Source organism: Gilliamella sp. Gris3-2 (genome assembly GCF_001690345.1).
GTDB lineage: Bacteria > Pseudomonadota > Gammaproteobacteria > Enterobacterales > Orbaceae > Gilliamella > Gilliamella bombi.
In genome coordinates, this window is the sequence record NZ_LZHB01000049.1 from 18,851 (window position 1) to 42,437 (window position 23,587).

At 35.1% G+C, this 23,587-nt stretch carries 22 protein-coding genes, 1 pseudogene and 1 riboswitch; of the genes and pseudogenes, 17 read left to right on the plus strand and 6 right to left on the minus strand.

The annotated features are described in order from the left end of the window. Window positions 1-23: 23 nt before the first annotated feature. A complete protein-coding gene (locus tag A9G32_RS07130) occupies window positions 24-1,226 on the minus strand; it encodes an FTR1 family iron permease (RefSeq protein WP_065589489.1) in 1,203 nt (400 codons plus the stop codon). Window positions 1,227-1,242: 16 nt separating this feature from the next. Then, complete coding sequence (locus A9G32_RS07135; protein ID WP_065639630.1) at window positions 1,243-1,881, minus strand: nitroreductase family protein; 639 nt, start codon at window positions 1,879-1,881, stop codon at window positions 1,243-1,245. Window positions 1,882-2,132: 251 nt separating this feature from the next. Here A9G32_RS07135 and A9G32_RS07140 point away from each other — a divergent pair, with 251 nt between their 5' ends. From A9G32_RS07140 to thiD, 13 genes are all read left to right on the plus strand, one after another. Then, the gene (locus tag A9G32_RS07140; protein ID WP_065589487.1) at window positions 2,133-3,575 is read left to right on the plus strand and encodes an LTA synthase family protein; all 1,443 of its coding nucleotides are present in this window, start codon (window positions 2,133-2,135) and stop codon (window positions 3,573-3,575) included. 9 nt (window positions 3,576-3,584) lie between these two features. Continuing rightward, window positions 3,585-4,208: a LysE family translocator gene (locus A9G32_RS07145; RefSeq protein WP_065589486.1), complete on the plus strand. Its 624-nt coding sequence runs from the start codon at window positions 3,585-3,587 to the stop codon at window positions 4,206-4,208. A gap of 165 nt (window positions 4,209-4,373) precedes the next feature. Continuing rightward, window positions 4,374-5,336 carry an arabinose-5-phosphate isomerase GutQ gene (gene gutQ / locus A9G32_RS07150; protein WP_065589485.1) on the plus strand — a complete coding sequence of 321 codons (963 nt, stop codon included), beginning with the start codon at window positions 4,374-4,376 and terminating at the stop codon, window positions 5,334-5,336. 185 nt (window positions 5,337-5,521) lie between these two features. After that, entirely contained in the window at window positions 5,522-6,043 is a 522-nt protein-coding gene (aroK, locus tag A9G32_RS07155) for a shikimate kinase AroK (RefSeq protein WP_034912252.1), read from the plus strand. 67 nt (window positions 6,044-6,110) lie between these two features. Continuing rightward, window positions 6,111-6,932, plus strand: coding sequence for an SPOR domain-containing protein (locus A9G32_RS07160; RefSeq protein WP_065589484.1), 822 nt, complete (start codon window positions 6,111-6,113; stop codon window positions 6,930-6,932). A 48-nt stretch (window positions 6,933-6,980) separates the two neighbouring features. Next, window positions 6,981-7,802 (plus strand): Dam family site-specific DNA-(adenine-N6)-methyltransferase, encoded by an 822-nt coding sequence (locus tag A9G32_RS07165; RefSeq protein ID WP_065589483.1) that lies wholly within the window; start codon window positions 6,981-6,983, stop codon window positions 7,800-7,802. A gap of 36 nt (window positions 7,803-7,838) precedes the next feature. Continuing rightward, window positions 7,839-8,516 (plus strand): ribulose-phosphate 3-epimerase, encoded by a 678-nt coding sequence (gene rpe, locus A9G32_RS07170; protein WP_065589482.1) that lies wholly within the window; start codon window positions 7,839-7,841, stop codon window positions 8,514-8,516. Further along, window positions 8,509-9,204: a phosphoglycolate phosphatase gene (locus A9G32_RS07175; RefSeq protein WP_065589481.1), complete on the plus strand. Its 696-nt coding sequence runs from the start codon at window positions 8,509-8,511 to the stop codon at window positions 9,202-9,204. The genes rpe and A9G32_RS07175 overlap by 8 nt, the downstream gene beginning before the upstream one ends. Before the next feature lie 23 nt (window positions 9,205-9,227). Further along, on the plus strand, window positions 9,228-10,223 hold the full coding sequence (gene trpS / locus A9G32_RS07180; RefSeq protein ID WP_065589480.1) for a tryptophan--tRNA ligase: 996 nt from the start codon (window positions 9,228-9,230) through the stop codon (window positions 10,221-10,223). Between the two features lie 108 nt (window positions 10,224-10,331). Further along, complete coding sequence (trkA, locus tag A9G32_RS07185; RefSeq protein WP_065589479.1) at window positions 10,332-11,693, plus strand: Trk system potassium transporter TrkA; 1,362 nt, start codon at window positions 10,332-10,334, stop codon at window positions 11,691-11,693. A gap of 38 nt (window positions 11,694-11,731) precedes the next feature. Beyond that, a riboswitch (TPP riboswitch) is annotated at window positions 11,732-11,833 on the plus strand. A 63-nt stretch (window positions 11,834-11,896) separates the two neighbouring features. Further along, entirely contained in the window at window positions 11,897-12,682 is a 786-nt protein-coding gene (gene thiM / locus A9G32_RS07190; RefSeq protein ID WP_065589478.1) for a hydroxyethylthiazole kinase, read from the plus strand. A 12-nt stretch (window positions 12,683-12,694) separates the two neighbouring features. Beyond that, window positions 12,695-13,336: a thiamine phosphate synthase gene (gene thiE, locus A9G32_RS07195; RefSeq protein WP_065589477.1), complete on the plus strand. Its 642-nt coding sequence runs from the start codon at window positions 12,695-12,697 to the stop codon at window positions 13,334-13,336. Window positions 13,337-13,347: 11 nt separating this feature from the next. Further along, a complete protein-coding gene (gene thiD / locus A9G32_RS07200) occupies window positions 13,348-14,142 on the plus strand; it encodes a bifunctional hydroxymethylpyrimidine kinase/phosphomethylpyrimidine kinase (protein ID WP_065589476.1) in 795 nt (264 codons plus the stop codon). Between the two features lie 66 nt (window positions 14,143-14,208). Here the strand turns inward: thiD and A9G32_RS07205 are convergent, their stop codons facing one another. Both A9G32_RS07205 and A9G32_RS07210 read right to left on the minus strand, forming a co-directional pair. Next, window positions 14,209-14,667, minus strand: coding sequence for an STY0301 family protein (locus A9G32_RS07205; protein WP_065589475.1), 459 nt, complete (start codon window positions 14,665-14,667; stop codon window positions 14,209-14,211). A 179-nt stretch (window positions 14,668-14,846) separates the two neighbouring features. Then, window positions 14,847-15,047: a heavy-metal-associated domain-containing protein gene (locus A9G32_RS07210; RefSeq protein WP_034912296.1), complete on the minus strand. Its 201-nt coding sequence runs from the start codon at window positions 15,045-15,047 to the stop codon at window positions 14,847-14,849. A gap of 135 nt (window positions 15,048-15,182) precedes the next feature. Between A9G32_RS07210 and A9G32_RS07215 the strand changes: the two genes are divergently transcribed. From A9G32_RS07215 to A9G32_RS07230, 4 genes and pseudogenes are all read left to right on the plus strand, one after another. Continuing rightward, window positions 15,183-16,121 (plus strand): hypothetical protein, encoded by a 939-nt coding sequence (locus tag A9G32_RS07215; RefSeq protein WP_065589474.1) that lies wholly within the window; start codon window positions 15,183-15,185, stop codon window positions 16,119-16,121. 551 nt (window positions 16,122-16,672) lie between these two features. Further along, window positions 16,673-17,760 (plus strand): annotated as a pseudogene (locus A9G32_RS13635) (RNA ligase RtcB family protein). Further along, the gene (prfH, locus tag A9G32_RS07225; protein WP_065589473.1) at window positions 17,760-18,380 is read left to right on the plus strand and encodes a peptide chain release factor H; all 621 of its coding nucleotides are present in this window, start codon (window positions 17,760-17,762) and stop codon (window positions 18,378-18,380) included. Before A9G32_RS13635 ends, prfH begins: the two are co-directional and overlap by 1 nt. A 260-nt stretch (window positions 18,381-18,640) precedes the next feature. Beyond that, window positions 18,641-19,672, plus strand: a complete 1,032-nt coding sequence (locus A9G32_RS07230; protein ID WP_065589472.1) for an AI-2E family transporter — start codon at window positions 18,641-18,643, stop codon at window positions 19,670-19,672. A gap of 391 nt (window positions 19,673-20,063) precedes the next feature. Here the strand turns inward: A9G32_RS07230 and A9G32_RS07235 are convergent, their stop codons facing one another. Both A9G32_RS07235 and A9G32_RS07240 read right to left on the minus strand, forming a co-directional pair. Further along, window positions 20,064-20,975, minus strand: a complete 912-nt coding sequence (locus A9G32_RS07235) for a hypothetical protein (RefSeq protein WP_065589471.1) — start codon at window positions 20,973-20,975, stop codon at window positions 20,064-20,066. Between the two features lie 927 nt (window positions 20,976-21,902). Continuing rightward, entirely contained in the window at window positions 21,903-23,408 is a 1,506-nt protein-coding gene (locus A9G32_RS07240) for a hypothetical protein (protein WP_065639634.1), read from the minus strand. Window positions 23,409-23,587: the final 179 nt, after the last annotated feature.

The following is a 23,587-nucleotide window of genomic DNA, read 5'->3' on the forward strand; positions in this document are numbered from 1 at the left end:
ATTATTTAATATTATGAATTTTTTTATAATTTGTAATTTTTATGACTACGTTCAAATGTGTAATACATAACCGAAAATACCACAATTAACACCATAATTATTTGTGGAATTAATGTTTCGAGCGTTGGATAAATACCTAAAATTTCAACAGAATGAACAAAATCAACTGGAGTAACTGAAATAATATCCGCTTCTTGTAACTCTTTCATTCCTCCGCCTGCAAAAGCAATGGCCATAACGTACATCAATACACTAGTACCAATAAAAAATGGCTTAAGAGGTAATTTGAGCGAACCAAAACGGATCACCATAAAAATTACCGCCAAAACTATTGTTCCAACAGCAAGCCCATACCAAACCTTATCCATATGATCTTGTGTATCAGCTAACATAGCTTGGTAAAACAAAATTGTTTCAGCTCCTTCTCGAAAAACAGCTAAAAAGGCAGCAAATCCTAAGGCAAAGCGACTACCAGATGACACTGCAGTTTGTACCTTTTCTTCAACATAGCTTTTCCAAGCCTCAGCTTCTGCCTTTGAAAACATCCAATTACTAATAAAAAATAGTACAACTGTTGCCAAGAGCATAGCAATTCCTTCAATAATTTCTTGATTTGCGCCGCTAATATCAAACACAGTATGAAGAGCAATTGCCGCTAAAATACTGGCAAAAATAGCTACAAGTGAGCTCATATAAACTACTTTTACCATGGCAAGATGTCCAGAACGAACCAAATAAGCTGAAATTGCCGCAATCACTAAAATCGCTTCCAGTCCTTCCCTAAAAATGATAATAAACGAAGCTAACAGAATGCTCCAACCGCTCTCTTGCTTACCATCTAGTTCGTTAGCATCTTCATGTAACATTTTTAAAATAGTATCAATTTCATTTCTAACGACTTTGTTCGATGCCCCATCGGTCATTAAACGTTTAATTTTGGCAAATTGATATTCGGTATCGGTTCCCCGTTTACCCGAAATATAAGACATAACCGCACGCTCAACCCCATGCTTTTCATAAAAGCCGAAATAGGCATTATTGACTTGCGCTTTAGCACGCTCAGCATCTTTCATAAAATAAATATCATAAGCGTCATTTAAAATCACATCCATTTCATCAACAATGGCATTCCAACTTTCATATTTTTTTTCCGCAGCATAAGATGATTGAGCAAAAGTCATTAAGCTCACAATAAGAAGTAAAACAAGTGTCAAAAATCGTTTCATATTGTGTTGTTACCTGTTATTTTCCTAATAAGAGCATACCAAGTGGCTTACTGCCTTCGGGCAATTGTAGTTCTTGGCTTATGACTTCGGGTTTGATGGAGTGAATATAACGAGCACTTAATTTTAAGGCTGCTGCTGCTAAATAAGCATTTTGACTCATGCCACCAACAGCTGTGTAACTAAAATTAGTGATCTGTTCTGGATTGATATCAGTAAATGCACTAGCGTCTGACACAAAAATCAACGAATAAGCAGCTCGCCTAGTAAAATTTTGCAAACCAATATCAGCACGAATATCTTTATTATTAATTTCTTTTAGATAATGACCTTCCCATTCATATAAAAAAGTTCCCTTTTCGCTAGCGACATAAATTCTTACATAAGGAGAATTGCCATTAGCCATGGGCACTGTCCAACCATTTTTACCTCGGTTTAAGCCACTTGCGGCCCAAAGTACGGTTGAAAGTTCGTTATCAGAAACTTGACCAGCAGGGAACCCCCCTCCTGATGTTGAAGATCGTTTTTTTAAACTTTCAAATAAACTCATACCATCTTTAGTTTGCGGTGTTGGTAATGTGATATCGGCATAACAAAAAGAGTGTGAAAACAAAGATACAAATAAAATAACAACTATTTTCCGTATAAACCACGGCATAGCAACCTCGGACATTATCGCAATAATTTCATCAATATCTTATTGCGAATAGAATTAATTATCAACCTCAAATAATAACAATTATCATTTAAGGTACTATGGCGCTATAATTATTATTCATACAATACATACCCAATTTCGAATTTCAAAACCACAAATCAAACATTATCAACCGATATTTTTATTTTTTTATCCATTAAGTATATACTTAGGCAAAATTGATTTTTGAATATATTGAGTAACAATATCTTATGCCATTATCGACATTAATTGTTTTGCCACTTTTTATTATTACAATTGTTTTTGCCTCACTCTTTAAACAGACAAAATGGCAAATGCTAACCATAACTTTACTAACGATCTTTATTGTAATGGAGCTAACTTCTATCTATTTTAGTGGTGGCTTTATTGATTATCAGTTTTATGTAAATTTAAACATTAATGACATAATCGAAGGGCTATTTATTTTTAAATTACAAGCAGTCTTAGTTATCGTTGTCTTTTTTTCCCTTATTTTTTTGCTATCAAAACTCGCAGATTTATGCAAACGTAAATGTCATTTAGTATTTCGTCTGTTACTAGCCTTTGTGGCAATAGTATCCATCAGTTACAATAATGGTCCATTCAGTCGCTTATACGAAATCTATCAAGTTACAAGCGCACCTCGTGAGCCATTTGAGCAGGCGTTACAATCACTTAATATGACTCACTATACCAATAAATATCAGCTTGTTAGCCATCAAGGTAAAAATATTATTGTTTTATCTTTAGAATCATTTGAACAAGGCTTTTTCGATTTTGAGGATATTACCCCTAATTTACAAAAACTTCGCCAAGATTATACCTTTTTTGCTAATATGCCCATGAGTCCAGGAAGCTCATGGACTACCGCATCAATGTACACTTATATGACCGGCATGCCCTTTCTAATTGGTGGCTACACAACATCACCACTAATGCACGCAAACAAGACCAATCTAGTTAGCCTAGGCGATATACTTAATCAAGCAGGCTATCAAACCCGTTATGTAATGGCTAGTCCTGATTTTGCTGGTATTGGTCACACAGCAGAACTGTTTGGTATGCAAGTCATTTCTGAAAAAAACTATGTCGGCCAATATCCACCAGCACCTTTTGGGCTGTATGACAAGGACATTTTTGATGTAGCGCAAAAACAAATTACTGAAATGCGCAAAACAAAAAAACCTTTTGCCTTATTTATTTCAACTGTTTCAACTCATGCACCAAATGGTTTTGATGATGAAAGAATGAAATCGGTTATTTCACCAAAATCAGATAATATGTCTTTCGTTGCTGCTTCACTAGATCATAATTTGGGAATTTTTATCCAACATCTAAAAGAAGAAGGTGTATTAGAAGATACTGTATTTTATATTTTTCCAGATCATTTAATGATGGGAGCAGGCACACCAACAATCAATCGTCTTTCAGAAAAAGAACGCAAACTTTATTTATTAACAAATGCACATACGCAAGATCTACAAAAAAACACTGATCAAACTATTTATCAGATTGACTTACCTCGTTTAATTTTAAATGGAGCCCAAGTCAAAACTAACGCTAAATTTTTGACTGACTATTTAACTGAACCTAATTTTGATAAAAAACAGTTTATTGAACAAAATAAATCTAATATTGCAACGCTTAATAATTCAGCACAAGTATTTAAATAGGCACGAAAAATGACGTTTGATACATTAATTTTTGTCTCTACAATTAGCTTTTTAGGTATGATCTCACCTGGGCCTGATTTCTTTTTGGTGTTAAAAAATAGCTTAAGCTATAACCGCAAGATAGCATTGCTCACTTGTCTAGGCGTCATCATCGCCATCTTAGTTCATATGAGCTATTGTATTGCGGGTATTGCAGTACTTATCACCACAACTCCACTTCTTTATAACGCCTTACGCTATGCGGGTGCCACTTACTTAATATGGCTTGGCATAAAGGCACTGCTCGCTCAAAAACCAAATACCACCTATATTGGTAAGCCACAACTCATGCAGCCAATTTCAGAAAAATCAGCCTTTATGCAAGGTTTTTTATGTAATTTACTTAATCCTAAAGCAACGTTATTTTTTTTAGCTACCTTTACTCAAGTGCTTAATGCAGAATCATCAACACTTGATAAGCTAATCGTTGCGTTTATTATTTGGATTGAAGGTGTTTTTTGGTGGCCTTTTGTCGTCTTTATTTTTCAAAGGCAAAGTGTACAACGACGTTACTTTAAAATTCAATTTATAATTGATAAATTACTAGGAGGCATTTTAATTACACTAGGAATTAAAGTTGCCCTAGGTTTTTAGATTATTAAAAAGTAATTAGTAAATATTAAGTCTAAAATGCATACTTTTTTGAATATTTAAACATTAATTGTTAAACTAAAACCTGTTCATCTTTTATAATCGCCTTGTCCTTAATTTCCGATTATAAATATACTGATAACACGTTTTATTCAATAGGCTAATTAAATGGATAAATTATTACAATATGGTCGAGAGCTTCTTGAATTGGAGATATACGAAGCAAAAAAATTACCAGATAGATTAGGCAAAGATTTTGTTAACGCATGCAAACTTATTTTAACCGCCAAAGGTAAAGTCGTTGTTTCGGGTATTGGAAAATCAGGGCATATAGGGAAAAAGATTGCCGCTTCGTTAGCTAGTACAGGAAGTCCTGCTTTTTTTATGCATCCATCGGAAGCCCTGCATGGCGACTTAGGAATGATAACTCAAAACGACGTAGCTATATTAATTTCATACTCGGGTCGAGCTAAGGAATTTAATTTAATTTTACCTATTCTTACCGAAATGCAGGTGCCTGTTATTGCTATCACTGGAGGGTTGGATTCACCACTTGCTAAATCAGCCCAAGCAATTCTTGATATTTCAATTGAAAAAGAAGCTTGTCCTATGGGACTTGCGCCAACCTCTAGTTCAACTAATACATTATTAATGGGGGATGCGCTAGCAATTGCAGTAATGCGAGCACGAGGCTTTAAAGAAGAAGATTTTGCACGCTCCCACCCTGCAGGTAGTTTAGGGGCTAAATTACTCAATCATGTCAAAGATGTAATGCGAACAGGTGATCGTATTCCTAAAATACCACAAACTGCAACCGTATTTGATGCCATGCTAGAATTAAGCCGTACAGGAGTAGGGCTAGTTGCAATCTGCCAAGATAATAATAAAATAGTTGGTGTATTTACCGATGGTGATTTACGTCGCTTATTATTAAAAAATGGTACATTACAAGATAACATTATGGACGTTATGACCAGCTTGGGACATCGCATTCCTGAAAGTTGGAAGGCTGTCGAAGCACTAAAATTATTTACTGATCATAATATTACTGCCGCTCCGGTTGTTAATAACAACAATGAATTAGTAGGGGTTTTAAACATCCATGATTTGCATCAAGCTGGTATTAGCTAAAAGTATTGGTAAATACCTATTGCCAAAAGGTACTATCTATTGAGATAATTACCGACCTAAATTTTTGTCGTTAGACGGAGATCCAAGAAAAGTTACACAATGATAAAGCGAATGATCATATAAATCAAAGCAAGTTGACATTGTGTTGTATATTTTAACCAAAATTAACAGATGATGAAACAACAATGGCAGAAAAGCGAAATATCTTTCTAATTGGCCCAATGGGGGCAGGAAAAAGCACTATAGGCCGACAAATTGCACAACAGTTAGGCATGGATTTTTTTGACTCAGATCAAGAGATTGAAAAACGTACTGGAGCCGATATTGCATGGATTTTTGACCTAGAAGGAGAAGAGGGATTCCGAGCCAGAGAAGAAAAAGTCATTAACGAATTGACTGAAAAACAAGGTGTAGTTCTTGCAACTGGTGGGGGTTCAGTCTTATCTAAAGAGACACGAAATAGATTATCCGCTCGAGGAATCGTTGTCTATCTTGAAACAACCATTGAAAAACAGATGGCAAGAACACAAAAAGATAAACGCCGCCCATTACTACAAGGAAGCAACACACCACGTGAGCTTTACGAAGAGCTAGCTGGAGAGCGCGAACCGCTTTACGAAGAGATTGCTGATATTACAATTAAAACCGATGAACAAAGCGCCAAAGGTGTTGCTAATTATATTATTGATAAAATAGAGCAAATTTAAGTCGTGTATTTTAGAAATAATAGCTAATCATTAAGTAATAAATCTTTTGATAGGTTAAGGAGTAAGTATGCGTGTAGATAAAGATGACCGTTATATATCAGAACAACCCAATAAGGATTCTGCGCATTCATTCAGATTACTTAGTTTTCTTCAAGATCTTCCAAAGAAAAAATTAATTATTTTTGGTTCAGCAATTATTATTCTTTTATTGCTTGGTTTGATTATTTTTAATTCTTCTCGTAAAAAAGAAGGAACACCATTAACACCACCTGTGGTTAATGGAGTGGCTTCAACAGAAGAAAACAATAATACAATCACTGATGAACAAAATAGTGTTGGAATTGGTGGAAATCAACCTAAAAGTAATGAACTGGTGACAGATACATCAAACAGTACATTAAATAAATTTAATACACAACAACAGCAACTTGAATCCTTTTCAGATACAAGTGATGGCTTAAACCTATCAATAAATGACTCAAATGGAGATTCTAAAGCAAATCATCATTCTGCGGCAACATTTAATGGTATGGTTAAATCAAATAAAATTAATACGAAAAAAAACACATCGAACTCTGTTAATCGTAAAACTGAAAATAATGATTTAGGGAAAAATATTAAGATAAAAAATGATCAGTATGTCATCCAGCTTAGTGCCTCTAAATCACTTGAAGGTCTAAAAAAATTTGTAAAACAAAACGATATAACAGATTACCATATTTATGAAACCAAACATAAATCTGGTTCAATGTTTATTTTAATAAAAGGCAACTATTCATCAGTAGATGAGGCACATAAAGCAATCAAGTCTTTGCCAAATGCACTACAGAAAGACAAACCATGGGTTAAATCTGGTGCAATGATTAATAAAGAAAAAGTAGCAAAATAACCAAGGATATCGTTTATTTATCCGATCAACGACAAATAGGAGTATCCGTTGAAGAAGCAACGAGCCTTTTTAAAATGGGCTGGAGGAAAATATGAGCTTGTGGACACAATTAAACGGTATCTACCAGAGGGCGATCAGCTAATAGAACCTTTTGTTGGAGCTGGTTCTGTTTTTTTAAATACTAACTATAAAAGTTATATCTTAGCGGATATCAACCATGACTTAATTTCATTATTTACATTATTAAAATCAAGTCCAGATCAATTTATCCGTGACCTTAGATTACTATTTGTTGCTCAAAACAATCACCCAGATGCGTTTTATCAACTGCGTGATGTATTTAATGGAAGTAAAGATCAGTACATCAGATCGCTTTTATTTGTCTATTTAAATCGACATTGTTATAACGGCTTATGTCGTTATAACAACAATGGACTATTTAACGTACCATTTGGACGCTATAAGACAATTTATTTTCCTGAAAAAGAACTTTACTTTTTTGCAGAAAAAGCTCAAAGAGCACAATTTTTTTGCGCACCTTACCACGAAGTAATGAAGAAAGCGGCAAAAAATTCAGTAATTTATTGTGATCCCCCCTATATACCCCCAAATGAATCAGCTGGATTTACGGCTTATTACTCAAATATATTTGGATTTGAAGAGCACAAAAACTTGTCAGAATTAGCTGAAACTATGGCGTATAAAAAAAACATACCCGTGCTTGTGTCTAATCATTATACTGATTACACAATGAACCTTTATAATAATGCAAGCGAACTTTATCGAACAGAAATGAGACGATCAATTAGCTGTGCCGGTAAAGGAAGAAAAAAAATTGACGAGATTCTAGCATTATACAAAAAGTCTTAGATAGCTAAATATAAAGCGAGTTATTAGAGGTAAGTTATGAAAGAATACATTATTGCTCCATCAATATTATCAGCTGATTTCGCTCGCCTTGGTGAAGATACACAAAAAGTGCTAGATGCAGGAGCTGATGTAATACATTTTGATGTCATGGACAACCATTTTGTACCTAATCTCACAATGGGAGCAATGTTTTGTAAAGCTTTACGAAACTATGGTATTAATGCTCCCATTGATGTGCATTTGATGGTATCACCTGTTGAAGAGATAATTACCTCATTTGCCAAAGCTGGGGCAACCAATATATCTATTCATCCAGAAGCTACTGTCCATTTGGATCGTTCATTACAGTTAATTAAAGATCATGGCTGCACAGCTGGTATTGTATTTAATCCAGCTACACCGCTTGATTATTTAGATTACGTCATGGATAAAATTGATATTATTTTATTAATGAGTGTTAACCCAGGTTTTGGAGGTCAATCTTTTATACCTTCAACAATTAAGAAATTACAACAAGCTAAACAGCGCATTATTGAATCTGGACGCAATATTCGTTTAGAAATTGATGGCGGCGTAAAAATTGACAATATTGCCGAAATAGCTAGAGCTGGTGCCGATATGTTTGTTGCTGGTTCAGCTATATTTAGCCAACCCGATTATAAAACAGTTATTGACGCCATGCGTAAAGAATTAGCAGGAGTTGAACATGAATAAACTAGAAAATATTCAAGCAGTAGCTTTTGATTTAGATGGTACATTAGTTGACAGCGTACCAGGACTAGCATTAGCAACACAAAATATGTTAGCAGACTTGAATCTACCTACAATCAGCAACGAGAAAATCAAAAACTTTGTAGGCAATGGTATTGATATTATGCTAGAACGAGTATTCAAAGCAATTGAAGTCGATCCATCAACAGAACTATTTGCCAAAGCTAAAGATCTATTTAATCAACACTATGATAAAGTCATCGATGCAGAAACAAAACTGTTTCCCAATGTTAAAAAGACCTTAAAAGTACTTCACGATAATAATTATCCACTAGCATTAGTAACCAATAAACCGGCACAGTTTTTGCCTGCTTTGCTGACTTCTTTAGGTATAAAAGAGTACTTTTCATTAGTGCTTGGTGGAGGGGATGTGATCAAATTAAAACCACACCCTGCCCCTTTATACCAAGTAATGGCTAAATTTGGATTATTCTGTGATCAGTTACTTTTTGTTGGTGATTCAAAAAATGATATTACTGCAGCCCAAAATGCTAACTGCCCAACTGTTGCATTAAGCTATGGTTATAACTATGGCATATCGATTGCCACTAGCAACCCTGATTTCTTATTTGACGATTTTAAAGACATATTAACATTATTACCTCAGCCAAAAGCTAAGGCAAAAAAATAATTAGCATAGATTAGGAATAAATTATGAGCAAACCGATTGTATTTAGTGGCGCTCAGCCATCAGGAGAACTAACACTTGGCAACTACTTAGGTGCTTTAAAAAATTGGGTGGCTCTGCAAGATGAATATGATTGCATTTATTGTATCGTCAATCAACATGCAATTACCGTACGCCAAGATCCGAACAAATTACGTAAAGCCACATTAGACACACTCGCTCTATATTTAGCTTGTGGTATTGATCCGCAAAAAAGTACCATTTTTGTACAATCACAAGTGCCTGCGCATGCAGAACTCGGCTGGGCATTAAACTGTTACACCTACTTTGGTGAACTTAGCCGTATGACTCAATTTAAAGATAAATCATCTCGTCATTCTGAAAACATCAATGCGGGATTGTTTGATTACCCAGTACTGATGGCTGCGGATATTTTGCTCTATCAAGCAAACTTAGTACCAGTAGGTGACGACCAAAAACAACATCTTGAACTATCACGCGACATTGCTATGCGATTTAATGCGCTTTACGGTGACATATTTACTATTCCTGAGCCCTTTATTTCGAAAGTGGGTGCTCGCGTCATGTCACTACAAGAACCCACTAAAAAAATGTCTAAATCAGACGAAAATCGCAATAACGTAATTGGTTTACTCGAAAATCCAAAAGATATCGAGAAAAAAATAAAACGTGCAATGACCGATTCAGATGAGCCACCTGTGGTACGTTACGATCTAAAAAATAAAGCTGGTGTTTCAAACCTACTTGACATTTTAACTGGCGTGACAGGTAAGCCTATCAGCGAACTTGAAAAAGAGTTCGAAGGCAAAATGTATGGCCACCTTAAAACCGAAGTAGCAACACAAGTCATTGATATGCTAACTACACTTCAAGCGAAGTATCATCAGTATCGAGATGATGAAAGTTATCTAATTTCAATAATGCAAGAAGGGGCAGAAAAAGCACGCTCAAAAGCCGCACCAACTTTGAAAAAAGTTTATGATGCAATCGGTTTTGTATAATTGAAAAATTAATAACTGATTGTTACTAAAAATAAAACAGTATGCAATGGCTTTAATATACAAGGAAAATGGGTAACAATTAAAGCCATTTAAATATACAGGTTAGTTATGAAGATTATTATTCTTGGTGCAGGACAAACAGGTAGTGCGCTTGCAGAATATCTTGTTACAGAAAAACAAAATGATGTCACGGTGATTGATGAAAATTATGATAAATTACAATCACTACAAGAACGTTTTGATTTACAGGTGATTTGCGGAAAATCATCATACCCACAAGTTTTAGAAAGTGCTGGTGCTGAATCAGCTGATATGCTTGTTGCTGTAACTAACTCTGATGAAGTCAACATGATGGCCTGCCAAATTGGGCATGTCATGTTCAATATTCCACAAAAAGTTGCACGCATTAGATCACCTGAATACAATAACGAAAACTACCCTCTTTTCAATAAAGATTGTATTAATATCAATCATATCATTGCTCCAGAAAACCTTATCACCAACCATATTAGTCAATTAGTACAATATCCTGGTTCGCTACAATTTGCATCCTTTTACGACAATCGTGTCTGTTTGGTTGCCGTTACCGCTTATTATGGCGGTGCTTTAGTAGGTAGTGAATTATCAGAACTCAAAGAACATTTACCACATGTTGAAGCTCGAGTAGTAGCTATTTACCGCAAAAACCGTTTTATCCGACCGCTTGGTTCAACACTTATAGAAGCGGGCGATATGGTCTACTTTATAACTCCCCCCGTTAATATCAAAGCGGTGACCAGTGAGTTACAAAGGTTAGAAAAACCATATAAACGAATAATTATCAGTGGCGGTGGTGGTGTCGCTGTCGCTCTAGCAAAACGTTTAGAAAATAACTATCAAGTCAAATTAATTGAGCGAAATGCCGAACGAGCAGAATTAATTGCCGAGCAACTTGTTAATACAACAGTATTACATGGGGAATCATCGGATCAAGAATTGCTCTCACAAGAACAAGTTGAACTTACTGATCTATTTATCGCTGTTACCAGTGATGATGAATCCAACATCATGTCCTCCATGTTAGCCAAAAGAATGGGAGCGAAAAAAGTAATTGTATTAATTCAACGCCAAGCCTACCTTGAACTAATTAATGATAGTGTGATTGATATTGCGATTTCCCCACAACACGCCACAATATCTGAGCTATTAAGCCATGTTAGACAAACTGGGGTTGTTAAAGTTGTTTCATTAAGACAAGGAGAATCCGAAATTGTCGAAATTATTGCCAATGGTAATGGTGAAACATCAAGACTGGTTGGCAAAAATATTAATGGCCTAAAACTCCCATCGGGTGCAACCATTGGAGCTGTAGTGCGTGGAGAAGATGTTATTATCGTTAATACTGATTTAACCATTGAAGACAATGATCATCTAATCATCTTCTTACCAGATAGAAAAGCAATTACTGATATTGAAAGATTATTACAATAGCTTGTTAAAAATAGATAATCAGTTCATAATAAAAAAATCATTTTGACTCGGGGTGTTTTTTGTCTAAACAAAAAACTGAGATTTCACCCGTTGAACCTGATCTGGATTATACCAGCGTAGGGAAGTCTAAGCCATAAAAGCCTTAAATTGGCAAATTCTTCCCGACATTTATAAATTAATAAATCAGTAAGAAAGGAAGAAATATGTCAGCAGCCAAATCATTCCAAATTACCCAAACCGCTCCTTTTATCAATTATATAAAACAACACCGCCCACTAGTGCATTGCATTACTAATGATGTAGTCCAAAACTTTACCGCCAATGTACTACTTGCTATTGGTGCATCTCCAGCAATGGTAATTGCCGAACAAGAAGTTGCTGAATTTGTCAACATTGCCGATAGCTTACTGATTAATATTGGCACTATTCACAGCAACACAGCCCAAAGTATGCTATTAGCGGCCGCCAAGGCACAGCAAACACAAACCCCATGGGTACTCGATCCTGTTGCTGTAGGAGCAGCACTTAATTATCGAACTGAAATTGCACATCAATTATTATCATTTAATCCCGCAGTAATACGAGGTAATGCTTCAGAAATATTAGCACTAAATGGTCAAAAATCTTTCTCAAAAGGACCCGACGGTCAAGACACAACTCAATCAGCTTTAAACGCTGCCCAAGAGCTTGCGCAAAAATATCAAACTATTGTCGCAATGACGGGCGATGTTGACTACATAACTAACGGAAACAGCACATATAGTATAACTGGAGGTGATATTGCTTTAACAAAAGTAACAGGTACAGGATGTTCATTATCTGCAATGGTAGCGGCTTTCATAGCTAATTCTCCTGACCCATTATCAGCCACTGCCTGTGCATGTTTTATGATGAAAAAAGCTGGTGAGCTAGCTAATAAACAACAAGGATTAGGAACTTTCTCGATATCACTATTAGATCAACTCTCAACATTTAACCCATCGCTTTAATAAGGAAATCAAATGAAAAAACGACTGGATTTAACCCTCTATTTAGTCCTTGATCCATTATTATGCGGTGGCATTAATGGCATGGTAAACACCACAAAGATTGCTGTTTCAAATGGTGTGACTGCAATACAGTTAAGATCTGAACGTGAGTTTAGCGGTAAAGATTGGTACTACGCTGCCTTAGCATTAAAAGAAGCATTAAACGACACCTCTGTTCCACTATTTATAAATGATCATGTAGATATTGCTTTAGCGGTTGATGCCGATGGTGTCCATATTGGACAAAGTGATTTGCCTGTTGATGTAGCTCGACAACTTATCGGCAAAGATAAATGGTTAGGTCTTTCGGTAACTAACCAACAACAACTTAAAGCAGTTCCTTGGCAGCAGGTTAATTATATTGGCATAGGGCCTATCTTCCCAACCATAACCAAAAAAAATGCAACGGTAGCAATAGGAACAGAACAATTAACTGAATTAGTCAAACTAAAACAGTGCCCAGCTGTTGCCATTGGTGGTATTGATGAAAACAATATAACTAATATTATTCAAACGGGCATTGACGGGGTTGCTGTAGTTTCGGCTATTTGTGGCAAAAAAGATATTCAACAAGCAACATTATCGCTTATCAACAAAATCAAACAAGTTAAATAGGAAATACTATCATGACAACAATTGCATTAACCATTGCAGGATCTGATCCTAGCGGTGGTGCAGGTATTCAAGCCGATCTAAAAACTTTTTCTGCACTTGGTGCATATGGTATGTCAGTTATCACTGCCCTAACAGCACAAAGCACGCAAGGAGTTGATGCGGTATTAGCTATATCGCCCGAATTTATTGAAGCCCAATTTAATACACTTTATCAAGATATTCAAATTGATAGCGTAAAAATGGGTATGCTAATGAATAAAGAAATAGTTGCAACCGTTCACCACCTTCTTAAAACAAACCCTATTCCTACTATCGTGTTAGATACTGTAATGGTTGCTAAAAGTGGACATCCCCTTTTAAAGTCTGATGCCGTAACAGCTATTCGTGAGCTTTTATTACCCTTAGCCACAATTATTACTCCCAATCTACCAGAAGCAGCAGCGCTACTCGATTGTGATGAAGCTAAAACCGAAGATGAAATGCAAAAGCAAGGGCGTGAATTACTCAAGTTAGGCTGTAAAGCGGTATTAATGAAAGGAGGACATTTGCCTAGCAATGAAAGCCCTGATTATTTGATCACACACAATAATATAATAAGAATGACCTTTCCACGCATCCAAACTAAAAATACTCACGGAACGGGGTGCACATTATCAGCAGCTATTGCAGCATTATTACCTAAAAATAATTTAGAAGAAGCAGTCGCCCAAGCAAAAAATTATCTACAAGGCGCAATTAGCCATGCCGATGATTTAAATATAGGGAAAGGAATTGGACCAACGCATCATTTTTACCGCTGGTGGTAATTGTTCAAAATATTAATGGGATTTACGTTACTAACTATTGCATATAACAACAAATCCCATACGCAACTAATGCAGATCTTTTGCTTCACTCGTACTACAACTGAGCGTTCCTCGCTTTCCTTGCTCGTCTTCAAAATAATCAGCCCAACAACTTTTCATTGATAAATCAATTTGTTTTATCAACTCAACTCTAGTTCCATTATAAGAACAACTAACATAATAAGGTTCAACATCTGTCTTATAATTAACTTCCCATATTAACTCATGTTTCTTACCATCAACCGTTCCTTTTGCTGGTTTTAAAGCCGCCATTCTAGAAGGCTTATCGTAATAAACAATCATACTAAAAAAGGATGCCTCCTTACTATTTATATCATTAAAAACTTCCCACCCATCAGGCATATTTACAACTTCTTCTTTAATATTAAATTTTTGTGGACAATCAATCTGATAAGCATTAACAAAAAAAACTGCACTACACCAAGCCATAATAGCCACAGTAACACTCAATATTTTACCTTTCATAATATATCCTTATAACAATAGCCTATTAATAAACAGATAAAAGCATTCTAGCATTCCCCAAAATATGCCAATACCTTAAACAAAGTTTTATTAGTTCTGTTTTAATTTGAAATTTCAACAAATTAAAATAGAAAAGATGCTTCAAAATAGCCTAGTGCCGTCAAATATAGATGTAGTTATTACACAATCCTAACAAACTCATAACCAGCCTCATTAACAGCAGTAATCGCAGCTTCTTGCGAAATAGAACTATTTTCGATATCAACCTCGTGTTTGGTTAAATCAACGGTCACTTTTGCATTTGGATCAATATCATTAATTGCTTTTGTTATTGCTTTAACACAGTGTTGACAACTCATATTATCGACTATTAATTTCATGAAAACCTCTCTATTTCTAATGCATTTTTAATAAATAACAGGTCTATTTATAACACTAATTTTATTTGATTACATTTAATTTTTTTTACAAACATGATAAAATTCACTCACTTTTTATACTTATAACAAAATATTATGATGAAAAAAATAAAATATTCTTTACTGCTAATTTGCAGTTTAATCCTTGTTGGATGTTCTGAACCTAGCTCTATCGACCGTTGGATTGACAATCCTACTGCTAACGAAATAAAAGTCACTATTGATGGTAAAGAACTAACTATCCCGGCCAAATCAGGTGTTAATTATACATTTGAATATGGCAAACATACCTTATCGTACAATAATGACGACTTCAATTTTGTCGTAAAACCAGCTCAATTTGGAGAATCAGGTTTTATTAACCCAACTCAAAGCAACTATTATTTATACACTGTCATCTATTCAACGTCTGAGTTGAATGATGAACAATACGAAAAGATCTTAAGAGAAAACAGAGAAATCAATAACATCCCAGCCATTATTGATGGTAAAGAGCAAGAAATAGAAATGCCAGCAAAATTAATCAATGATGTATTTATTGAACACAGCCAATATCGTTGGGATTATTCTTATGATCAACCTTTCCCAGAAGAAATAACCCAAGACCTAAGATTAAAGAAAAACCAATCTTATCAACAACGTTTTAGAAAATTATATCGTGAAAGCGACTTTATTGAATTCTTAAAAGAAGATGAACAAGAAGACATTAGCTTCCCTTACAACCCTAAAAAGTTCAGCGAGATAAGCCAATATGTTATTCCTAAGATTGACTTAAATAACATAAAATGCGAAGCCGGTCGCCAATATATGGAAGGCCTGTTAAATGATTGGAATCATCTTATGACATTAAAAGGTAGTGATTTTACAAAACCATACGACAATTTGGCATCAAATGATGCAATGGCTAAAAGCTATGGTGCAGAAGACAAATGTACAGAAGAAAACGATCCTGAGAAAACTTATAGAAAAGAATTGAGGCAATTCGTTGATGCTCTCAGAAATACTCGCGATGTTAACTTTTATGTAATTAAATAGCATTGCCTTAGTCATTTCCAAAAATAAAAAAGAGGTTGTTAAACAGCCTCTTTTAACAGGAAAAGATAATTTCAAATGGATTTTATGCACCAACAAACGAACAAGCTGTTTTCCCATTTTTATTTCAAGAAAAGTACTAAAATTTTTATTCTACTATTTACATCTTGCAAAAAGATAATTATGATACGCGCCATTATTAACCGCAAAGGAGAATTGATTATGATTTATTTAACTAACCTTTGCAGGCTTATCGCAAAATAATTAAGTAATTACCTATCCAATCTTTTACTTCAATTCATTCTGCTAATTTTAGCCTGCCGATATAACTTATACCCAATGATTAAAGACAACTTTATATTAATAAAATAATGTTTGAAAAGAATAAATTTATTGTGATCTAATCACTATTAAAGAGTTAGGTGTTAAGTAAAATTTTAAGTAAGCTTTCACCTTCAACATATCTTTCTTGCATATGATTTTTTCAAAACAATAGTCTTTATACATCCTCAGGGTAAACCAAAAACAATAATACTTATTAAATGGATTGATATATGGACAATTCTATACAGATGCTATCTGACAAAGTGTCATATATAGCATCAAAAAATACATGGATCGAAGGTTTAGCTATTGAGCAATTACTAACAACTGCAAATTTACCAAATATGGTTAAAGTTGTTGGTATGCCAGATCTTCATCCAGGAAAAGACTATCCTATTGGGGCGGCTTATTTAAGTCGTGAAATCATTTACCCTGCTTTAATTGGCAGTGATATTGGTTGTGGTATGGGATTTTGGCAAACAGAAATTAATATTGCCAAACTAAGCGTAGATAAACTAGAACGGCAAATCGGCAATATTGATCAACCAGATATACGGCACAAATATAATCTTGGCACAATTGGCGGTGGTAACCATTTTGCTGAATTACAAAAGGTTAGTAAGATTTTTGATGAACAGTTATTTAATCATTATCAACTTAATGCTAAAAAATTATTTTTATTAGTACATAGTGGTTCAAGAGGATTAGGACATCAAATTTTACAAAATCAAATATCATGCTTTGGTTATCAAGGTCTGCCTGAAAATAGTTCAGAAGCATTAAACTATCTAACTAAACATGACAACGCCGTGGCGTTTGCAACATTAAATCGCCAAACTGTTGCTGAAAGATTAATGAAAAATCTGAATACTCAAGGGACAGAAGTGTTAAATGTGTGCCATAACTTTCTGGAAAAGTAACGTTTTCGAAACAAAACTATTGGTTACATCGTAAAGGAGCCTCTTCAGCTACGGATGAACTAGTGATTGTGCCAGGATCGCGAGGGGATTATAGCTATTTAGTCGAACCAATAAAGAGTGAAGACCTACTTATGTCATTAGCTCATGGCGCAGGGCGTAAATGGCGACGAACCGATTGTAAAGGTAAGTTAGATAATCGTTATTCAATGCAAGAGTTAAAAAGAACTAAATTAGGTACTCGCATAATTTGTGAAGATAGTCGCTTAATTTATGAAGAAGCCCCACAAGCATATAAATCAATCGATAGTGTGATTGAGTCTATGCAACAAGTCAATATTGTTAAAGTCATTGCACAGCTTACGCCAATATTGAACTATAAAACACAAGGAGGTCATTAATGGCATTACTCTTTTTTTCATCTGCCAGAGGACCTGCCGAGTGCACTTTAGCTGTTTCCAAAGCAGTAACAAAATTCTTAGATGAGGCAAGACAATTATCGGTAACAACCGAAATTGTCGAAAACGTATTGGGTGATAACCCCAATACATTTCGATCAGTCCTTATTTCGGTTGAAGGTTTACAAAGTGAACAATTAATTCAACGTTGGCTTGGAACCATACAATGGATTTGTCAAAGTCCGTATCGACCGACGCATAAACGTAAGAATTGGTTTATCGGTATTACTTGCCTAAAAAATCCCTCACAAATAATAGATAGTAGCATTGAATTTACGACTATGAAGTCATCAGGTGCAGGTGGCCAGCATGTCAATAAAACCGAATCAGCAGTAAGAGCAACACATCTTGCGACGGGGATTAGTGTTAAAGTACAAACAGAACGAAGTCAACATGCCAATAAACGGTTAGCTAAATTATTACTAGCCCATAAACTTGCCGAATACGAAGCAAATACACATCAACAACATAAGACCACGCGCCAACAATTTCATTACTCGGTGCCAAGAGGTAATAGTAGTTTAGTATTTTACGGTGAAAAATTTAGCGAAAAAAGACACTAACCATGTTACTAATATAATAGTTTTATTATTTATATGAATAATAAAACTTTATTTACCAACACTATAAATAAAAAGCATTTAAAACATTAATATATACTTCATGTTACATAGTAATAAATAATTAAACATAATTTATATGGAATATTGATACTTTATAAATCCCAAATGTATCAATATCCTATTTTTATCATTATAATTATCTTTCAGCCTATATGCTCACTTAATATATCGCATTAATTATTAAAGGAAATAAATCAATAATGTTACTTAATAACAATCAAAAATTAGGGCTGTTTTGTCTTGTGCTATTTTCGGTTAGTTTCATTATCTTAATGCAAGTGCATTTAATGCCTGCAGTAATTGCAGGCTTATTAACCTATACGTTAACACAAAAATTAGATGATTTTTTATCACAAAAAATGCTACGTTTTAGCCATAGGTCAAAATTAATTTCGGTATTGGTACTTACCACTTTAATTATTGGCATTTTTATTGGTGGCTTTTGGTATTTATTTGCTTGGTTTGTTGATATGGCCAAGCATCCAACCGAAACATTAACAAATTTGAAATTACTGGTCAACAATGTAATCAGCAGTCTACCAACAAGTATTACCCATTATTTACCTGATGATCTAGATGAAGTTAAATCAACTATAATGATTTACCTTAAAGATCATGTGTTTTATCTACAATCTATTATTAAAAAAGTGTTTCATGATTTAATTATATTAATTGTAGGAATGATCATTGGATTAATTCTGGGTTATAAAGAAAATCAACGCAACGCTGATCATAATCAAATTACACAAAGACCATTGACTAAAGCCTTGAAAACCAGCCTAAACCGATTAGTAGTGGTTTTCCAATATGTAGCTATCTCTCAAGTTGTGATTGCATTATTTAATACCGTAATGACGGCGATTTTACTATTTATTATTCTGCCCGTGTTTGGTATTCATTTGCCATTTAGTAAAAGTTTAGTGCTAGCAACATTTATTTTTGGTCTAATTCCAATTATTGGAAACCTGATTGTCAATACAATAATCTTTTTTGTCGCATTTACCGTATCATTTTCTGTTTCAATAATAATTATTGTTTATTTAATTTTAATCCATAAAATGGAATATGTACTTAATGCTAAAATTGTCGGCACAAAAATCCATGCTGGTATCTGTGAATTACTAATTGCGATGCTATTTTTAGAAACTCTTTTTGGTGTCATTGGTTTAATTTTTGCGCCTATTTTTTATGCGTTTATAAAATTATCACTAAAAGAATTACGAATTATTTAAATCTATTCAAATTAAGATTTGTATAAATTGATAGTTATCTGATTGTTATAAAATAGATTTTCATAGTAAAAAATAAGTTAATTTATTACCACATAGTCAAAACTTTAAAATCACCAAAATTGTTCAGATAAACCATTAATTTTATTGAAGCTTATGTTTAATGTTTTTAAATAAATCAAACATTTATAGACTGACTATTTTTTATTACACCGATTTTGGATTAAAAAAAGCGCTTTTGTTATTTAATAACCGCTGCTTAATAACAAAAGCGCACATACGTTGTCTGCTTCAGCCCCTCTGCAACTCAAAAATGGAGAGATAAACAGCTAAGGTGTACTGCAAATAACATGATCACGCAAGGTTGCCACGTCGTCATCCTTGCCACACATACCTAGGTCCCCCCCCCCATGTGTACTGCTAAGAAGCCATTTTTTTCCTCCGAACAAGGGATACTGGTCAAATAAGCAGAACCTACAAAGCCCGCATCGGGGATAAAGAATGTGTCTATCATTCCCCACTCTGTGAAAAATCCTGCTCCTATTCGTCGTTGATAAAACCGATTACCTGACGACAGCTTAGCATCAATAGTTACTGCATTTTTGCACTTAGAATGGGAAGGATCAGAAGAATAAGGATTATGATCCACACAGACAGCGTTAGTCAAATCTTTTATTTGTGGCATACGATAACCCAAACTGCTACACCATGTAGTTTGGTTAAAAGCGGTATCTCTTCTATCTCCTCGATTGACGAACCACTGCCTCAACTCAAACCCATATCTTACTACCTCATTACCATCACTATCTTTACCCACTAACTCAAACTTCTGCGGTAACTTTGGTACAGTAATTCGGCTAGGATTCGGATTATCCCATTGATTTCCTGCCACTGGACCTGTTAGCTTAACACGGGGAAAAACTTTTCCCTTGTCTTCATCAGGAATCCACCTATCATTAGCTACAACATTTGTCACTGTTGCAGTAATTCCCTCATGTGTGACAGGTAACCATGTCAATTCATTTACATCTATTCCTGTTATGAGTAAATCAAAATATAAATTATGTGCACCTGTGGTCGGGAAATTTAGATTGTATGATTCAGGATCAATTGATTGAACTAAAAAGCCCTTATGAGGATTCCATATATCAACTGGGCTTGCAGGTAACTGGCTGTCAGCTTTCATTAGATTCGGTCTTACATAGTCAATAAGCACCGTCGAAGATAAAATTATTGCATCACTACGATGATTATTTACACGACCACTTTTACTAGTTAATGCGTGTAAATTCCATGAAGATGACAATAATAACAGCCCCAGCACCAATGAGCTTTTTTGGAACAATTTCGATAATATGTTGAGAGATAATTTGGAAGATACAAATAAGTTTCGTGCAAGAACGCATTGAATAGGATTATTTGATAAATTCAAGACATAGGTTTGCCAGTGCTTATGCCTTGTGCCTAAAATGATAATACATTACGTTCCTCGTGTCAAGTAATATTTTGTTTTATTTAGATTTTTATAATTATTCGCTTATTTAATAAGCTTGTTTTCCTACAACGATAAAAGTATAACCATTAAAAAAATGGTTGGCTAGTTTTTTGGCGGACTTTTTTGTAAAGAAATGTAAAGATGAAAACGATTGGCTTTAGAGATAGGTGAATTTTATAATTAAAATAGGGTATTAGCTTTAGGACATATTGGCTTTTGCGGAATGATTAATATTGCTAATAACATCTAAAACACAAACACACCCAACAGCCAAGTTTAGCGTGCTAGCTTTACTTGGTTATCGGTATATTTTGGCGCTCTGATAAGGCAAGCATATTAGCATTGTGGTGCTATAAGTGTGTTTTTTACTTTAAAATCGTTCAGGTAGACTATTGATTTTATTGAAGTTTTTATTTGTATTTTTAAATAAAATCAAACACTTATAGGCTAGTTTTTTATTACATTGAATTTGGCTTTTTAATAAAAGCGCTTTTGTTATTTGATAATAGCTATTAATGACAACTTGTTAATAACAGCCAGTTAATAGCAAAAGCGCAAGCTTTTAAGTCGTATCGGTCGGGGTGCTATTTTGATTTTCTGCCATTAAAGCGCTAGGTTCACAGACTTTGCCTGCTCAGCGCCCCAACTTACGCGGGGGCTTGATTCTTTGTTATATTATCCTCTCAAGCACCGTAACCCCCTTCCGCGCCCTAAGGATTAAGAACTAAACGCTAAAAACTAAGGTGCGGTGCAAACAGCGTAAGTGCTGTAGCTAGCGCTGTCGTTGTAGACGTAGCCGAAGTACGAGTAGACAGTGAACTGGTAGCTACCTGTAGCGTCGCTCGTCCAGTAGTTGTTGTAGACGAAGCCCGCATCAGTGTAGTTGTCCATGGAGCCCCACTCCGTGAAAAATCCAGCACCTATGTGACGCTGGTAATTATTATCTGATGAACTAGGTGCTGCGCCTGAAATAGGAGGACTAGCTCTTCTGACCGCATTGGTTAAATCACTTACCGCAGGCATCCGATAACCCAAACTATTACACCATGCTGTTTGAGCTGAAACGGTACCATATTCATCACCCCGATGGACGAACCACTGCTTTAACTTAAAACCATACCGAACCTCATTACCACTACTATCCCTTCCCACCAACTCGAAGGTCTGTGGCAAAACTGGACGTGTAAGTAAACCAGGATTACTTGAGCTTATCTGACTACTACTTGCCTTAGGACCATTTAACGTTACCCGTGTGTTTGAACCAACCCTACTCACCGTTGCTCCCAAACTACCTCTTGTGTTAACTGTCCAACTCAACTGACTTGCATCTACCCCAGCAATAAGCAAATCAAAATACAATCCATCTGCTCCTGTAGTAGGAAAGTTTCTGTCGTAAGATGATGGGTTTGTTGACTGAACTAAAAAGCCCTTGTAAGGATTCCATATGTTAGCTGGGCCGGCATAGCGGCCTGTGCCATAATGAAGATTTGGCCTGACCGCACAAATAACGGGCGGTGATGGCAAAGTGATATAATACTCCGCTGTTCCTCCACTAAAAGTACTACTTCTTGGCTCACCATACTGCGTAGCTAAATTCCCTCCAGTACTACTTAAAGTTACCTTATAAGGTGCATTACATAGACTTAATGTATCACTACGATTAACCGTGCTACCGTTTTTATCCTTTATTGCTAACGATATACTCCCTGTTGCAGTAACACCATTTGTACCCTGACCATCTCCATCATCATCTCTCCATTTACCTTGTGCCACTAAGTCATTTATATTTATTGAGTTGCTTGATGGCGGGACTATCATTTCAATATCAGCCAAGGTATCCCCTACATTAGGTAACTCGATTGGCGCTGTCGGTGATGAAGAATTATTTTGCAATGTGAATGTTCGACCATCTGATAACTTAATACCTAATAAGTCCTCTGTTTTAGTCACTTTAGTAACACCGCCATCAAAAGTTAAATAAGGTGCAGTACCCTGAATGTAATTAAAAGTAGTAGCCGATAATGCCTGCGATTCTAAAGAGTACGGCAATAACAACAACGGCACTAATGCCAATGGGATTTTTAAAAATAATTTTGTGGATAATTTCGATGATATAAATAAGTTTCGGGTAAAAACTCGTCGAATAGGGTTATTTGATAAATTTAAGACGTAGGTTAGCCAGTGCTTTGTGCTTTGTGCTTTGTGCTTTGTGCTTTGTGCTTTGTGCTTTGTGCTTTGTGCCAAAAATGATACTGCATTACGTTCCTCGTGTCAAGTAATATTTTGTTTTATTTGGATTTTTTATAATTATTCGCTTATTTTCCTATAGCAATAAGAGTATAGCCGTTTAAAAAATAGTTGGCTAGTTTTTTAGCGGACTTTTTTGTAAAGAAATGTAAACAAATTTAAAGAAACATAAAGAT

Excerpts from the sequence above, each read along its gene's own strand:
- A9G32_RS07135 (WP_065639630.1), bottom strand. The coding sequence starts at position 1,881 with ATGCCGTGGTTTATACGGAAAATAGTTGTTATTTTATTTGTATCTTTG.
- thiE (WP_065589477.1), top strand. The coding sequence starts at position 12,695 with ATGAAAAAACGACTGGATTTAACCCTCTATTTAGTCCTTGATCCATTA.
- A9G32_RS07130 (WP_065589489.1), bottom strand. The coding sequence starts at position 1,226 with ATGAAACGATTTTTGACACTTGTTTTACTTCTTATTGTGAGCTTAATG.
- A9G32_RS07230 (WP_065589472.1), top strand. The coding sequence starts at position 18,641 with ATGTTACTTAATAACAATCAAAAATTAGGGCTGTTTTGTCTTGTGCTA.
- rpe (WP_065589482.1), top strand. The coding sequence starts at position 7,839 with ATGAAAGAATACATTATTGCTCCATCAATATTATCAGCTGATTTCGCT.
- A9G32_RS07205 (WP_065589475.1), bottom strand. The coding sequence starts at position 14,667 with ATGAAAGGTAAAATATTGAGTGTTACTGTGGCTATTATGGCTTGGTGT.
- A9G32_RS07145 (WP_065589486.1), top strand. The coding sequence starts at position 3,585 with ATGACGTTTGATACATTAATTTTTGTCTCTACAATTAGCTTTTTAGGT.
- trpS (WP_065589480.1), top strand. The coding sequence starts at position 9,228 with ATGAGCAAACCGATTGTATTTAGTGGCGCTCAGCCATCAGGAGAACTA.
- thiD (WP_065589476.1), top strand. The coding sequence starts at position 13,348 with ATGACAACAATTGCATTAACCATTGCAGGATCTGATCCTAGCGGTGGT.
- prfH (WP_065589473.1), top strand. The coding sequence starts at position 17,760 with ATGGCATTACTCTTTTTTTCATCTGCCAGAGGACCTGCCGAGTGCACT.
- A9G32_RS07215 (WP_065589474.1), top strand. The coding sequence starts at position 15,183 with ATGATGAAAAAAATAAAATATTCTTTACTGCTAATTTGCAGTTTAATC.
- A9G32_RS07175 (WP_065589481.1), top strand. The coding sequence starts at position 8,509 with ATGAATAAACTAGAAAATATTCAAGCAGTAGCTTTTGATTTAGATGGT.
- A9G32_RS07210 (WP_034912296.1), bottom strand. The coding sequence starts at position 15,047 with ATGAAATTAATAGTCGATAATATGAGTTGTCAACACTGTGTTAAAGCA.
- aroK (WP_034912252.1), top strand. The coding sequence starts at position 5,522 with ATGGCAGAAAAGCGAAATATCTTTCTAATTGGCCCAATGGGGGCAGGA.
- gutQ (WP_065589485.1), top strand. The coding sequence starts at position 4,374 with ATGGATAAATTATTACAATATGGTCGAGAGCTTCTTGAATTGGAGATA.
- trkA (WP_065589479.1), top strand. The coding sequence starts at position 10,332 with ATGAAGATTATTATTCTTGGTGCAGGACAAACAGGTAGTGCGCTTGCA.
- A9G32_RS07140 (WP_065589487.1), top strand. The coding sequence starts at position 2,133 with ATGCCATTATCGACATTAATTGTTTTGCCACTTTTTATTATTACAATT.
- thiM (WP_065589478.1), top strand. The coding sequence starts at position 11,897 with ATGTCAGCAGCCAAATCATTCCAAATTACCCAAACCGCTCCTTTTATC.
- A9G32_RS07160 (WP_065589484.1), top strand. The coding sequence starts at position 6,111 with ATGCGTGTAGATAAAGATGACCGTTATATATCAGAACAACCCAATAAG.